Raw genomic sequence first — 13,144 nt, forward strand, 5'->3', positions numbered from 1 at the left:
ACAACATCCTCGGGAATTAGCAGGTGTCCGCAGTGTATCCCTATTAACGTAAGGATTTCTCCTTAACAAGCCTACTGATTCAAGTAGCCCTGACAGTTTCGCATAACCTCTAACAGAACGCTTTGGGTTCGGTTAGTTAATTCGACACCCTCTTTTTTAGGGACTAGAAAAGGTCTATGCTACTTATGGCTTGTCCTACGACGCCGTAACGCCCTACCCATCCTAACGACAGCACTATTCATATAACCTCGATAAGCGAAATAACTTTTTTCCCTTCTTTTTAAACCTCGATAGTAACTCAACATTTGTTGAATTTGTTCATCGTTAAATACATTAATTTTAATGTCCTCTTTTTGACGCTTTACCTTAGATGCAACATTTTTCTTAATAACTCCTTCCTCCACAAGGTAATTAAAAAATGCCCTAATACGTTGTAATTTCGTATTTATCGTACTTGCAGAATTCCCTTTTTTCTGACACTCCCTTAGATAATTTTTCACATGAATTGTTTCAATTTCTTCTACGTTTACTATGTTGTTACTGTGACAATAGTCAACAAAGCTACCTAAAAGCACTTTGTAATTTTGAATATTCACTTCTGTTGTGTTTTTAAATTTACGGTCTTCCAAAAAATCTTGAAATGCAAATTTTAACAACACAAAAAAGACTACCCCCTATCTTTTAGGAAGTAGTCTTCTTCACACTAAATATTTATACTTTAAACAGCTTCACAATATGGGCTTAATAAGATTACATCATGCCGCCCATTCCGCCCATGTCAGGCATTCCGTTTCCTTTGTTTTCTTCTGGAATTTCTGCAACAACCGCTTCAGTTGTTAAGAACATAGCGGCAACAGATGCTGCGTTTTGAAGAGCAGAACGAGTAACTTTTGTAGGGTCAACGATACCAGCTTCGATCATGTTCACCCATTCGCCAGTCGCTGCGTTGAAGCCTACGCCAACTTCTTCTTTCTTCAAGCGCTCAACGATAACAGATCCTTCAAGGCCAGCGTTGTGAGCGATTTGACGTACTGGCTCTTCGATCGCACGAAGAACGATTTTCACACCAGTAGCGATGTCGCCTTCAGCTTCGATTGCAGCTACTTTGTTGTATACGTTTAGAAGCGCTGTACCACCACCAGCTACGATACCTTCTTCTACCGCAGCACGAGTAGAGTTTAATGCGTCTTCGATACGAAGTTTGCGCTCTTTAAGCTCAGTTTCAGTAGCAGCACCAACTTTGATAACCGCTACGCCACCAGCTAATTTCGCTAAGCGCTCTTGTAATTTTTCACGGTCGAATTCAGAAGTTGTTTCTTCAAGTTGAGCTTTGATTTGGTTCACGCGAGCTTCAATGTCAGCTGGGTTACCAGCACCATTAACGATTGTTGTATTTTCTTTTGTTACAACAACTTTCGCTGCGCGACCTAATTGAGATACAGTTGCAGACTTAAGGTCTAAGCCAAGTTCTTCAGTGATCACTTCACCGCCAGTTAAGATCGCAATGTCTTGAAGCATTGCTTTACGACGATCACCGAATCCAGGAGCTTTAACAGCTACTGCAGTGAATGTACCACGAAGTTTGTTCACTACTAATGTAGCTAATGCTTCACCTTCAACGTCTTCAGCGATGATTAATAGCGGTTTACCTTGTTGTACTACTTGTTCTAGTACTGGTAAAATTTCTTGGATGTTAGAGATTTTTTTGTCAGTAATTAAGATATATGGATTTTCAAGAACTGCTTCCATTTTGTCAGAGTCAGTTACCATGTATGGAGAAGCGTAACCACGGTCAAATTGCATACCTTCTACTACTTCAAGCTCAGTAGTGAATCCTTTAGACTCTTCAAGTGTAATAACACCGTCGTTACCAACGCGCTCCATAGCTTCTGCGATTAATTGACCAACTTCTTCGTCAGCCGCAGAAATGGCAGCAACTTGTGCAATAGACTCTTTACCTTGGATTGGTTTAGAGATTGCTTTTAATTCTTCAACTGCAACAGCAACTGCTTTTTCAATACCTTTGCGGATACCCATTGGGTTCGCACCAGCAGTTACGTTTTTAAGACCTTCGCGAATCATCGCTTGTGCTAAAACAGTTGCAGTAGTTGTACCGTCACCAGCAACGTCGTTTGTTTTGCTAGCAACTTCTGCTACTAGTTTCGCACCCATGTTTTCGAATGGGTCTTCTAGTTCAATTTCTTTCGCGATTGTTACACCGTCGTTTGTAATAAGTGGAGAACCGAATTTTTTCTCAAGAACCACGTTACGTCCTTTTGGTCCAAGAGTTACTTTTACCGCATCAGCTAATTTATCAACACCGCGTAGCATCGCACGACGAGCGTCTTCGCTGAACTTAATCTCTTTTGCCATTACTCAACAACCTCCTCATATTGTGATAGAATCATGTATAGTTATCCGTAAAACGAATTATTCACTAATAACAGCTAAAATGTCACTTTCACGAAGGATTAAGTATTCCGTACCTTGGTATTTCACTTCTGTACCAGCATATTTAGAGAAGATGATGCGATCGCCAACAGATACTTCTGGAGCTACACGCTCACCACTTTCTAATACACGACCAGTTCCAACAGCAACTACTTTACCTTCTTGTGGCTTTTCTTTTGCTGTGTCTGGTAAAACGATACCGCTAGCAGTTTTTTCTTCAGATTCAACTAGCTCAATTACGACGCGATCACCTAGTGGTTTTAACAAGTGAAACAACCTCCTTATATAAATTATGTAGTCTTTCACTCTTGTTAGCACTCAACACCATCGAGTGCTAACACACTTATAATATTAATGAATTCCTTTTCTCTTTGCAAGAGGTACGCATAAAAAATTTTAGATTTTTTTGGTACTTCATTTTCCTACAAAGAATATTATTCGTTATACAAAATGATCTATACAATATTTTTTGATTTGAAGTTCCTTGCTTTTCCTAGTAGAATGAACATTGATTTATCACGTTGAAAAAGGAGAAATTACCAATTGAATAAACAATATGTGCTTATTCTTATTACGTATTTGGCCATGCAATTTTCTAGCTTTATTGGTATCCCTCTTATATACCAAATTGGTGTCGGAATTGGAGTTACTGAATCCGACATGGAGTTGTTAGCACCTAGTTATTGGATTGTGTTTAGCTTCTCCATTACGTTTGTCTTGACCATGATTTGGATCAGACGAAGCGAACGACTCACTCGCCTCGAGCGAGAAACGCCCGCAGATTTATCAGTTACTGTACTTTGGGCGATTATCGGTGTATTTATGGCCTTTTTTGCGCAATTGATTGCGATTACCATCGAATCTTTCCTAGGGATTGAGCAAGGGTCGGAAAATACGGAAATGATTATCCAGCTTATTGAAACATTTCCGCTTGTCGTACTTGTCAGTTCAATTTTTGGACCAGTTCTTGAAGAAATCGTCTTTCGAAAAATTATTTTCGGAACACTTTATAATCGGTATTCCTTTTTTATTTCTGCTCTTATTAGTTCCTTCATTTTTGCGATTGCACACATGGAACTGGAGCACTTGTTGTTGTACGCTGCCATGGGATTTACGTTTGCGTTCTTATATGTTCAAACGAAACGAATTATCGTTCCGATTTTTGCTCACGTGACGATGAATACACTTGTCGTTTTGGCTCAATTATTTTTAGAACGATGAAGTATCGATAATTGAACAGCAAGATTGGGATCGGAGGATTTATGTTAATGAAACAAACACCATTATTTTCAGGGATTATATACGCGATTTTAGGGACATTATTTACGTATTTTGCGATTCAAAACGTTAACAACTATGGCTGGGGCTTTTTTACATTCTTCTTTATCTTGCTTGCTACCCTTGACTACGGCTCAGCCATTCGGTTAATTGCCTTTCATTTTCGCTGGAAACAACAGCAGCGAAAATAGTCTCTTTATGTGAAAAAAATAACAAAGGCTGTTTGAATTTATGATTCAAACAGCCTATTTTTTAGTGAGCGATTATGTTATTAACTGCGACTCGTTCTTCCGCTTAACTTTTTGGAGAGAAGGCTTCTTTCGAATAGCAACAATTACAACCCCTGCGACAATTAACATTCCTCCGATAAAGAAGTTCACGTCCAATGTTTCATTTAGTAAAAGCCAACCTAAGAATGAACCAACAAGTGGCTGAAAAAAGAAAAACAATGAACCAATTCCAGCTTCCATCAGATCCATTCCTTTATTCCAAAGAAAGAACGCACCTGCGGTAGAAACGATCCCAACATAGACGACACCTAAAATAATGTATATGTCATTATAATAGACCTCGTTCCTTTGAAGTTCCCAAATCATCACTGGTGTTGTAAATAAAAGCCCAAATAAGATGGCATACGTCGTAATAACTAATGTTGAAAACCGTTGTGATGCTACTTTGACATAGACAGATAGAAGAGCCCAAGTAATCGCGGCACCTACTAATATGACACTTCCCCAAAAATAGCTTCCAACATGGGTATCCAACCCAATCACGATAACAACGCCAACGGTCGCTAGGAATAAAGCGATCATTTTTCGAACCGTTAACTTCTCCTGTAATACTAATTTGGCAAAAAGAGCAATAAACGCTGGAGTAGCAGCAGTGATTAATGAGCCGGTATGGGCATCTGATAATTTCGTACCGATAAACTGAAAGGAAATGGACACAAAATATCCGATAAACCCAATCCATCCAATTAACAACCAATCCTTTTTCCGGATGGAGGCTTGTGGTTTATTTTTTAGCTGAACCATTTTTACAATAGCAAACAACACAACAAATGCGATCATGTAACGCAACCACATAAGCGTAAACGGTGGAATATAGTCCAACACATATTTACTAACGACATACATCCCGCCCCAAATACTGGCAGCTAACGATAAACACAACGCTCCAAGTACATTTTGTTTCATATTTTACATACCTCCGTCTTTTTAAGGAATCAAAAATACATCCCCTTAAAGACGAGGTATGAGTTGTAACTATTCATACCTCGTCTTAGGAATGAATAGTTGGTTGATCATTTTCAAACACATCAAAATATAATCGCATCGTTTTTTTCCCTCCAACCTATATTTTTTAAAAATTTTAACATATTACATATAAAAAGTCCCTGTATTCTTTAAGCTTATGTGGTAGATTTTTTTAAAATGACGAACAGGCTCGCCAATAAACAAAAGAAGCCCGCTAAAAAGAACGTCTACCCATGTATATGAGTTAAACATTTCATAAATGACACCCCCACCATTCGCTGCACTTATCTTGTGGGTTTCATATCGTCATAGTTCTGGAAGTTTTCTTACTAGTTTTTACTTATTTACTTGCCAATTTCGGGACTTTACTTGCCAGTCCCACAAAAAGATAAAGAAAAAACTCGGCCCGTGCCGAGTTTTCACCTATTATCACTTAGTCTTCGATTTCATTTGCTGCTTTCATTTCTGCTTCTAATACTTTCCGGTATCCGATTTTGGATATCCAAATACTAATCTCATATAAAATAAATAGCGGGATAGTCACCATTAAATGCGACATTAAATCAGGTGGTGTAATAAATGCCGCAATCACTAACAACACAAAATACGCATATTTGCGGACTTTTGCCATCATCATCGGTGTAATAATTCCAAGCCGTGTTAAAAAGAGCATGACAACCGGTAGTTGAAATAAAAAGCCGAACGGAATCGTAATCTGGAATAAGAATTGGAAATATTCATTAATTCCAATCACTTGTTGAATATTTAAGTTAGCGGAAATTTTCAACATAAAATCAACGACGAACGGAAATAAAATAAAATACGCAAACGAAAGGCCACCTAAAAATAATAGCACCGATATTGGAATATAACTTAACGTTACTTTTCTCTCCCGTTCGTACAAACCAGGACTAACAAATGCCCATAATTGATACAACAAAACAGGAGAAGAAAGGACAAACGCTAAAAAGAAAGCCATTTGAAAATATATTTTTAACGGATCGGTAATGCGAAAGGCATTCATTGTCAATTCCTTAGCTTCATCGGCCATTTGTAAATATTTAATAATCGGCTCAACGAAAAAGAAACTGACTATGGTCGACAGAACAAAGAAAACGACCACAATTATGAGCCGTTTTCTTAATTCACTTATATGTTCATATATCGTCATGTCCTTTTGACTCATCACAGTTCATCCTAACGTTACTTCACTTCTTTTTTATCATCGTCATCATCCGCTAAGCCTTTTGTGGCATTTTTGAACTCACGTAACGTGTTTCCTGCTGCTTTTCCTAATTCAGGTAATTTTTTTGGACCAAAAATTAGTAAAGCAACAAATGCAATTAAAATGAGGCTTCCTGCTCCCATTCCCATACTGGTACACCTCCCTCAATATTAATCATACCGAAAACAAGCCGTTTTTTCTATTCTGATTTCACAGCTTCTTGTGACGGTTCCGTGTCATTTTCATCAGTCATTGGAAAGTTCTTTAAAAAGTAAACGAGCGATTGCAACTCAACTGCTAAATCAATATGGTGAATACGAATCGATGATGGCACATTTAATCGAGCCGGAGTAAAGTTTAGTATTCCCTTTACTTCTGCTTTTACTAATCGGTCAGTAATCGGTTGCGCGACATTAGCCGGAACAGTAAGAATCGCTACTTGAATCTCATCCTGTAGCAAACGTTTTTCCAATTCATCAAGGTGATAGACAGGCACATCACCAATATGGGTTCCTACCTTTTTCTCATCAATATCGAACGCAACATGGATTTTTGTATTATTGTTTTTTAAAAAATTATAGTTTAAAAACGCCGTACCTAAATTACCGACACCGATAAGTGCGACTTTTGTAACTTCATCTTGATCCAATGCTTTACTAAAAAAGGAAAGTAAGTAATTTACATTATATCCATACCCTTTTTTTCCTAACGCCCCAAAATACGAAAAATCACGACGAATGGTGGCTGAATCGACTTTCACCGCTTCACTTAACTCCGCTGATGATACGCGTTGCTTTCCAGAGGCTGATAAATTTTTTAAAAAACGATAATACAGTGGTAAACGTTTGGCAGTTGCTTGCGGAATTTTTATTGATTCTTGATTCATATTCTCTCCCTCACCATTTCTATATCATTTAAACTACACTCGTGTGAACGCTTCCATTTTTTGATTATAAGGATAACGAATTTAATCAAACGTTTGTTTAACCTTTGTTTACACCATAAAATTCCATACTTCTCATGATACACTATTTTTTATGAATTGTCCCGAGTAGGACCGTTGCCGAATTCTTGAAAAATAAGTTACACTTACTCTATGACGTATAGAGGTGAGATGAAGTGATTTTATTACAAGTAAACCAACTCAGTAAATATTTCGGTGCAGACCTCATTTTTTCGAATGTAAAATTAGAAATTCAATCAAAAGATCGAATCGCACTTGTTGGTCGCAACGGAGCTGGAAAATCGACACTTTTAAAAATCATTGCCGGTCATCTATCCTATGATGCTGGAGAAATTGTAAAACCAAAGGACGTAACTATTGGTTATTTAGCACAGCATACCGGACTGGAATCGGAACTTTCCATCTGGGACGAAATGATGACCGTGTTCTCACATATAAAAGAAATGGAACAAGAGCTCAGACGAATGGAACAAAAAATGGCTGATCCATCTATCTATGAAAACGAAACCGCCTATCAAAAGCTATTAAAAGAGTACGACCAATTACAAGTTCGTTTTAAAGATGCAGGTGGTTATCAAATTGAAGCGGATATTCGCTCCGTCTTACACGGTTTGAATTTTCATCAATACGATTATAACACAAGTATCGCTACTCTTAGTGGAGGACAAAAAACTCGTCTTGCACTTGGAAAATTACTATTAACAAAGCCGGATATTTTAATATTGGACGAGCCGACCAACCATTTAGACATCGAAACCTTATCGTGGTTAGAGCAATATTTACAAAATTATTCGGGAGCCATTTTAATCGTTTCTCACGATCGGTACTTTTTAGATAAAGTCGTTAATCGTGTGTATGAAATCTCCCGTCATCAAATTTATAAATATGAAGGAAACTATAGTCAATATTTAATCCAACGGGCAGAAAAATACGAGCAAGAGAAAAAACAATATGAAAAGCAACAAGATGAAATTGCTCGTCTACAAGATTTTATTCAACGAAATATTGCTCGGGCGTCAACAACAAAACGGGCCCAAAGTCGGCGAAAAAAATTAGAAAAAATGACCTTACTAGAAAAACCTCATCTTGATGATGGAGCAGCGTCCTTCTCGTTCGATATTGAGCGCCAAAGTGGTAATGAAGTGTTAAAACTTTCCAATGTCACGATTGGCTATGATGACAAAGCCCTATCTACTTCCATTAATGGACGCATTACCCGACAAGAAAGCATTGCCCTTGTCGGTCCAAACGGTGTCGGAAAATCAACCTTGTTAAAAACGGTGGTCCAAAAACTAGCTCCACTTCAAGGGGACATCACGTTCGGCGCTAATGTCACCATCGGTTATTACGACCAGGAGCAAGCAGACTTGCATTCGAATAAAACGGTGTTAAATGAATTATGGGACGACTACCCAACGATGACGGAAAAAGATATTCGAACGGTTTTAGGGAACTTTTTATTTTCTGGTGATGACGTGTTAAAACCTGTTTCCTCCCTTTCCGGTGGAGAAAAAGCACGGTTAGCTTTAGCTAAGCTGATGCTAAAGAAAGCGAATTTCCTTGTATTAGACGAGCCGACCAACCATTTAGACCTTGATAGTAAAGAAGTGCTCGAATTAGCGTTATTAAATTACCCTGGAACGATATTGTTTGTTTCTCACGACCGTTATTTTATTAACCGCCTTGCGACAAAAGTGTGGGAGCTTTCGTCAGAAGGAATAGAAGAATATTTAGGTGACTACGACTATTACTTAGAAAAGAAACAAGAGCTAGAAGAGTTAGCCTCAATAGACACATCTAGCATGAAAGTAGAAACCCAAAAGAGCACACGTTCCTATGAACAAGAAAAAGAAGCGAAACGTCAAGAGCGACAACGTCAACGAAGAATAGAAGAAATTGAAAAAGAAATTAACCTTCTAGAGGAAAAAATTGCGCTAAAAGAAGAAGAGCTTTGTCAACCTGAAGTGTATCAAAATCACGAAAAATCGGCATGTATTAACAAAGAAATTGAAGAAATGAAAGCGAAAGTGGACGAATTAATGAATGAATGGACCGTACTTGCCGAATAATTTCATTAGTAAAAACAGCTAGCCAAAATGACAAGGCTAGCTGACTTTTTATTCACAACTTCCCCACAATCATACACATATTTATTCACATTTGGTTGATTGAAATGAAGGTTTTTTTAAAACTTTTCCACATTATCCACAAAATTATTCGTATTTATCCACAAAATACACAATAATTTTAAGTTTACCTCTTGTTTAAACTTAATATTTATCAACAAATTATCCACAAATTGTGCTTTATTTTGTTAAAATTTCTAAAACACAATTGTGTAATGTTGTGGAAATAAAAAAATCTATCGGTTTAAACCCGATAGATTTTTATTTCTTATTATGAAACGTTTCTAAATCCAATCCTGGATGCGCATTCATATCAAGCGCCGAACGCTTCCCTTGTTCGAACAATACACTTCCTGCGGCTGCAATCATCGCCGCATTGTCTGTACATAGGGATAATGGCGGAATCACTAATTGAATCGGTAATGTGTCAAATTCTTGCTCTAATGCATGACGGAGACCTTTATTGGCAGCTACCCCTCCTGCCAACACCACCTGTTTAACGCCATATTCCTTGGCCGCTTGGACCGTTTTAGTCACTAACACATCCACAACGCTAGCTTGGAAACTGGCAGCAACGTCTTTTGGATCGAGCGTTTCTCCTTTTTGCTTCGCATTGTGCAATGTATTAATTACCGCTGATTTTAAGCCGCTAAAGCTAAAATCATACGATCCCTCTTCTAACCAAGCCCGTGGGAAGTCAATGGTTGGGGTACCTTCATGAGCTAAGCGGTCAATATGGGGACCTCCTGGGTATGGAAGTTGTAAGGTCCGGGCGACCTTATCATATGCTTCACCTGCGGCATCATCGCGTGTTTCACCAATGACTTTGAATGTTCCATGCTCTTCCATTAAAACGAGTTCTGTATGACCGCCAGATACGACTAATGCTAGTAATGGAAATTGCAGCTCGGTGATTAATTGATTCGCATAAATGTGACCTGCGATATGATGAACGCCGACAAGCGGAATTTGATGAGCAAAAGCAATAGCTTTTGCAGCATTGACACCAATTAATAGAGCACCTACAAGGCCGGGACCTTCCGTTACAGCAATCGCATCAATATCTGCAAAACTGACACCAGCTTGTTGTAACGCCTCTTCGATTACTATGGTAATTTGTTCGACGTGATGTCTAGAAGCGATTTCTGGGACGACACCTCCAAATCGTTTATGACTATCAATTTGGGAAGCCACCACATTTGATACGATTTCTTTTCCATTCTTCACAATAGCCGCCGCTGTTTCATCACAACTTGTTTCAATTCCAAGTACTAATAAATCATTGTTTTTCATAATTTCACCCACATTATTTGTGCATCCTCTTGATTATCAGTGTAGTAATTTTTCCGTATACCGCCATTTTGAAAGCCTAACTTTCGATATAAAGATTGCGCAACATGATTGCTTACTCGAACCTCAAGGGTCATCGTAAAAGCCCCTTTTTCTTTCGCTAACTTCATCACATGTATTAACAAGGCTTCACCAATTTTTCTTCCGCGGAAGTGTGGATGAATCGCAATGTTTGTTATGTGCGCTTCATCAACAATAATCCATACACCACAATAACCGATGATTTTTCCTTTGAATTCAGCTACCGTATAAGAGGCAAAATGGTTAATGGTTAACTCATTAACGAACGATTCTCTACTCCATGGACAAGGAAACGATAATCGCTCGACTTCCATCACACCATCTAAATCATCAATTGTCATCGTTCGAAAAATCACATCGCTCATCGAACTTTCCTCACTTATTCTTTTCTTGCTCTAACCATTTCGCCTCTGCTTCTGCTAAACGAATGTAATTCGGGGTAAACGTATGAACGGACTCTTCTTTGGCGCTTAACCCAAGCTTTCCTAACTCAGCCGGACGAGGATTATGCTCTGTCAATTCCGCCATAATGGCTTTATCACCTAACACTTGTTTAAACATCTTAAAATGTATAGGAGCATCATTTCCTATAAACAACACCGGTTGATGATAGGTAGCAATCATTTTTGCCCATTCTTCGGCTAACATATGACAATCATCAATCACTGTCACCAATTGTCCGTTTTCATAACGATATAAACCTGTATAGATGTTCCCTCTTCGTGCATCAAATAATGGAGCAATTAACCCATTAAAATATCTTCCAGCAGAAGCTAAAACAGCTAAACTAGAAACACCAACTAATGGGATATTTAAACTCCAGGCAAGTGTTTTGGCAATAGTCACCCCAATACGTACTCCAGTATAGGAGCCAGGACCTTTTGCCACCACAATTTTTGATAACTCTTTTGGGGTAACGTCACAATCTTTTAATAAATGTTCAATGGCTGGCATGGCTCGTACGGAATGGTTTTTTTTCAAATTTGTAATATACTCTCCGATAACCTTATCTTCTTCCAGTAACGCAACCCCTAATACATAATTGGATGTATCAATTGCTAATACTTTCATGAAAAAATCTCCTCACATATTTGTTCAAACCGTTCACTTAATGGGGTAAAAACGATCTTACGAACATCTTGCCCTTGATGAAAAATTTGAATCTCCAAGCGGTTGTCAGGTAATTGCTCTTCAATTAAATGAGCCCATTCGACAACTGTGACACCGTCTCCTTCAAAATACTCATCAAATCCTAAGTCTTCAAACGTATCTTCTAATCGATAAACATCCATATGATAAAGCGGAAGATTTCCATGGTATTCTTTAATGATGGTAAATGTAGGACTATTAACAGTCTTCGTGATTCCCAGTCCTTCCGCTAGTCCTTTCGTAAATGTCGTTTTTCCAGCTCCTAAGTCCCCTTCTAACGTAAGAACGTCTCCAGGTTTCAAATATGTAGCTAACGTCTTTGCTAATGATTTTGTTTCCTCTAGGCTATGAGAGATTATTTCGTATTGTTTCATTAGAATCTCCTCGATTTCTTTGTATGTATAAAAAAACCTTAGGATCATTAACATCCTAAGGATTTTATCGTTTTATGTTTATTTTACATGATTCTGTTATCATGAGCAAAAAGGGGAAAATAGGAAGATACAAAAATGAAATCGCGTAATTTTGATGGTTCAATATGGCGGTCCCGACGGGAATCGAACCCGCGATCTCCTGCGTGACAGGCAGGCATGTTAACCGCTACACCACGGGACCCTTAATTGCGGGGGCAGGATTTGAACCTGCGACCTTCGGGTTATGAGCCCGACGAGCTACCGGACTGCTCCACCCCGCGACGATAAAAAATTATTGAATTTGGTTCATGCCCGATATTTCTATTAACCGTCCCGCTCTCGGTTAGTTGATTCAAGTAGCAACTCGAGCGGTACGCTGTTGTTTTTTCGAGGAAGTGGATTCGAGCGTGCTCCACCCCGCGACGATAAAAAAATTATTGAATTTGGTTCATGCCCGATATTTCTATTACCGTCCCGCTCTCGGTTAGTTGATTCAAGTAGCAACTCGAGCGGTACGCTGTTGTTTTTTCGAGGAAGTGGATTCGAGCGTGCTCCACCCTGCGACGATAAGAAAAGATTTAGTTTTGTTCATTACTAAAGGAAAAACAAATAGGCAACTAAATATTGCCTATTTAATCAATTGCCTGGCAGCGTCCTACTCTCGCAGGGGAGACCCCCAACTACCATCGGCGCTGAGGAGCTTAACTTCCGTGTTCGGTATGGGAACGGGTGTGACCTCCTCGCCATCGCCACCAGACAATTATATAGTTGAGAGAGATTGTTCCCTCAAAACTAGATAAAGGATGAAGTAAGCTTGTGAGTATCGCGCTTCCGTTTTTCATTGTCTAGCTCCAGCGCCTAGCCTATCGCGTTGACGCTTCCGCTTTTCTTTGGTTAAGTCCTCGACCGAT

Annotated in this window: 14 protein-coding genes, 2 tRNA genes and 1 rRNA gene; 3 read left to right on the plus strand and 14 right to left on the minus strand. The window is 38.7% G+C overall.

The genetic code is table 11. The features are described 5' to 3' along the window. Positions 1 to 179 precede the first annotated feature (179 nt). The 3 genes from ABES52_RS06405 to groES all read right to left on the minus strand — a co-directional run bounded on the left by ABES52_RS06405 (position 180) and on the right by groES (position 2,718). Positions 180 to 656, minus strand: a complete 477-nt coding sequence (locus ABES52_RS06405; RefSeq protein ID WP_429650080.1) for a tyrosine-type recombinase/integrase — start codon at positions 654 to 656, stop codon at positions 180 to 182. Positions 657 to 750: 94 nt separating this feature from the next. Beyond that, complete coding sequence (groL, locus tag ABES52_RS06410) at positions 751 to 2,373, minus strand: chaperonin GroEL (protein WP_429650082.1); 1,623 nt, start codon at positions 2,371 to 2,373, stop codon at positions 751 to 753. A 57-nt stretch (positions 2,374 to 2,430) separates the two neighbouring features. Continuing rightward, on the minus strand, positions 2,431 to 2,718 hold the full coding sequence (gene groES, locus ABES52_RS06415) for a co-chaperone GroES (RefSeq protein WP_429650084.1): 288 nt from the start codon (positions 2,716 to 2,718) through the stop codon (positions 2,431 to 2,433). A 276-nt stretch (positions 2,719 to 2,994) separates the two neighbouring features. Here groES and ABES52_RS06420 point away from each other — a divergent pair, with 276 nt between their 5' ends. Continuing rightward, positions 2,995 to 3,672 (plus strand): CPBP family intramembrane glutamic endopeptidase, encoded by a 678-nt coding sequence (locus ABES52_RS06420; protein WP_429650086.1) that lies wholly within the window; start codon positions 2,995 to 2,997, stop codon positions 3,670 to 3,672. Positions 3,673 to 3,719: 47 nt separating this feature from the next. Further along, positions 3,720 to 3,920, plus strand: a complete 201-nt coding sequence (locus tag ABES52_RS06425; protein ID WP_429650088.1) for a YdiK family protein — start codon at positions 3,720 to 3,722, stop codon at positions 3,918 to 3,920. 72 nt (positions 3,921 to 3,992) lie between these two features. On the opposite strand, the gene ABES52_RS06430 is transcribed toward ABES52_RS06425, so the two are convergent. From ABES52_RS06430 to ABES52_RS06445, 4 genes are all read right to left on the minus strand, one after another. Further along, positions 3,993 to 4,925, minus strand: a complete 933-nt coding sequence (locus ABES52_RS06430; RefSeq protein WP_429650090.1) for a DMT family transporter — start codon at positions 4,923 to 4,925, stop codon at positions 3,993 to 3,995. 493 nt (positions 4,926 to 5,418) lie between these two features. Further along, entirely contained in the window at positions 5,419 to 6,171 is a 753-nt protein-coding gene (gene tatC, locus ABES52_RS06435) for a twin-arginine translocase subunit TatC (protein WP_429650092.1), read from the minus strand. A 17-nt stretch (positions 6,172 to 6,188) separates the two neighbouring features. Continuing rightward, entirely contained in the window at positions 6,189 to 6,359 is a 171-nt protein-coding gene (locus tag ABES52_RS06440) for a twin-arginine translocase TatA/TatE family subunit (protein ID WP_429650094.1), read from the minus strand. A gap of 50 nt (positions 6,360 to 6,409) precedes the next feature. After that, on the minus strand, positions 6,410 to 7,096 hold the full coding sequence (locus ABES52_RS06445; RefSeq protein ID WP_429650096.1) for a redox-sensing transcriptional repressor Rex: 687 nt from the start codon (positions 7,094 to 7,096) through the stop codon (positions 6,410 to 6,412). A gap of 233 nt (positions 7,097 to 7,329) precedes the next feature. Here ABES52_RS06445 and ABES52_RS06450 point away from each other — a divergent pair, with 233 nt between their 5' ends. Next, complete coding sequence (locus ABES52_RS06450) at positions 7,330 to 9,243, plus strand: ABC-F family ATP-binding cassette domain-containing protein (protein ID WP_429650098.1); 1,914 nt, start codon at positions 7,330 to 7,332, stop codon at positions 9,241 to 9,243. Between the two features lie 318 nt (positions 9,244 to 9,561). Here ABES52_RS06450 and tsaD read toward each other — a convergent pair whose 3' ends face one another. The 7 genes from tsaD to rrf form a co-directional block, all read right to left on the minus strand. Continuing rightward, positions 9,562 to 10,593 (minus strand): tRNA (adenosine(37)-N6)-threonylcarbamoyltransferase complex transferase subunit TsaD, encoded by a 1,032-nt coding sequence (gene tsaD / locus ABES52_RS06455; RefSeq protein WP_429650108.1) that lies wholly within the window; start codon positions 10,591 to 10,593, stop codon positions 9,562 to 9,564. Next, the gene (rimI, locus tag ABES52_RS06460; RefSeq protein ID WP_429650100.1) at positions 10,590 to 11,036 is read right to left on the minus strand and encodes a ribosomal protein S18-alanine N-acetyltransferase; all 447 of its coding nucleotides are present in this window, start codon (positions 11,034 to 11,036) and stop codon (positions 10,590 to 10,592) included. The genes tsaD and rimI overlap by 4 nt, the downstream gene beginning before the upstream one ends. A 10-nt stretch (positions 11,037 to 11,046) precedes the next feature. Beyond that, on the minus strand, positions 11,047 to 11,742 hold the full coding sequence (tsaB, locus tag ABES52_RS06465; RefSeq protein ID WP_429650102.1) for a tRNA (adenosine(37)-N6)-threonylcarbamoyltransferase complex dimerization subunit type 1 TsaB: 696 nt from the start codon (positions 11,740 to 11,742) through the stop codon (positions 11,047 to 11,049). Continuing rightward, positions 11,739 to 12,194: a tRNA (adenosine(37)-N6)-threonylcarbamoyltransferase complex ATPase subunit type 1 TsaE gene (tsaE, locus tag ABES52_RS06470; protein ID WP_429650104.1), complete on the minus strand. Its 456-nt coding sequence runs from the start codon at positions 12,192 to 12,194 to the stop codon at positions 11,739 to 11,741. Before tsaE ends, tsaB begins: the two co-directional genes overlap by 4 nt. 165 nt (positions 12,195 to 12,359) lie before the next feature. Beyond that, a tRNA-Asp gene (locus ABES52_RS06475) sits at positions 12,360 to 12,435 on the minus strand. 5 nt (positions 12,436 to 12,440) lie between these two features. Continuing rightward, positions 12,441 to 12,514: transfer RNA gene (locus ABES52_RS06480), tRNA-Met, on the minus strand. A 361-nt stretch (positions 12,515 to 12,875) separates the two neighbouring features. After that, a 5S ribosomal RNA gene (rrf, locus tag ABES52_RS06485) occupies positions 12,876 to 12,990 on the minus strand. Positions 12,991 to 13,144: the final 154 nt, after the last annotated feature.

This window comes from Aeribacillus pallidus, assembly GCF_050478865.1.
Classification (GTDB): Bacteria; Bacillota; Bacilli; order Bacillales; family JACDOC01; genus JACDOC01.

Coding starts and splice junctions, on each gene's coding strand:
- groL (WP_429650082.1), bottom strand. CDS start 2,373: ATGGCAAAAGAGATTAAGTTCAGCGAAGACGCTCGTCGTGCGATGCTA.
- ABES52_RS06425 (WP_429650088.1), top strand. CDS start 3,720: ATGAAACAAACACCATTATTTTCAGGGATTATATACGCGATTTTAGGG.
- ABES52_RS06430 (WP_429650090.1), bottom strand. CDS start 4,925: ATGAAACAAAATGTACTTGGAGCGTTGTGTTTATCGTTAGCTGCCAGT.
- tatC (WP_429650092.1), bottom strand. CDS start 6,171: ATGAGTCAAAAGGACATGACGATATATGAACATATAAGTGAATTAAGA.
- ABES52_RS06440 (WP_429650094.1), bottom strand. CDS start 6,359: ATGGGAATGGGAGCAGGAAGCCTCATTTTAATTGCATTTGTTGCTTTA.
- ABES52_RS06445 (WP_429650096.1), bottom strand. CDS start 7,096: ATGAATCAAGAATCAATAAAAATTCCGCAAGCAACTGCCAAACGTTTA.
- tsaD (WP_429650108.1), bottom strand. CDS start 10,593: ATGAAAAACAATGATTTATTAGTACTTGGAATTGAAACAAGTTGTGAT.
- rimI (WP_429650100.1), bottom strand. CDS start 11,036: ATGAGCGATGTGATTTTTCGAACGATGACAATTGATGATTTAGATGGT.
- tsaB (WP_429650102.1), bottom strand. CDS start 11,742: ATGAAAGTATTAGCAATTGATACATCCAATTATGTATTAGGGGTTGCG.
- tsaE (WP_429650104.1), bottom strand. CDS start 12,194: ATGAAACAATACGAAATAATCTCTCATAGCCTAGAGGAAACAAAATCA.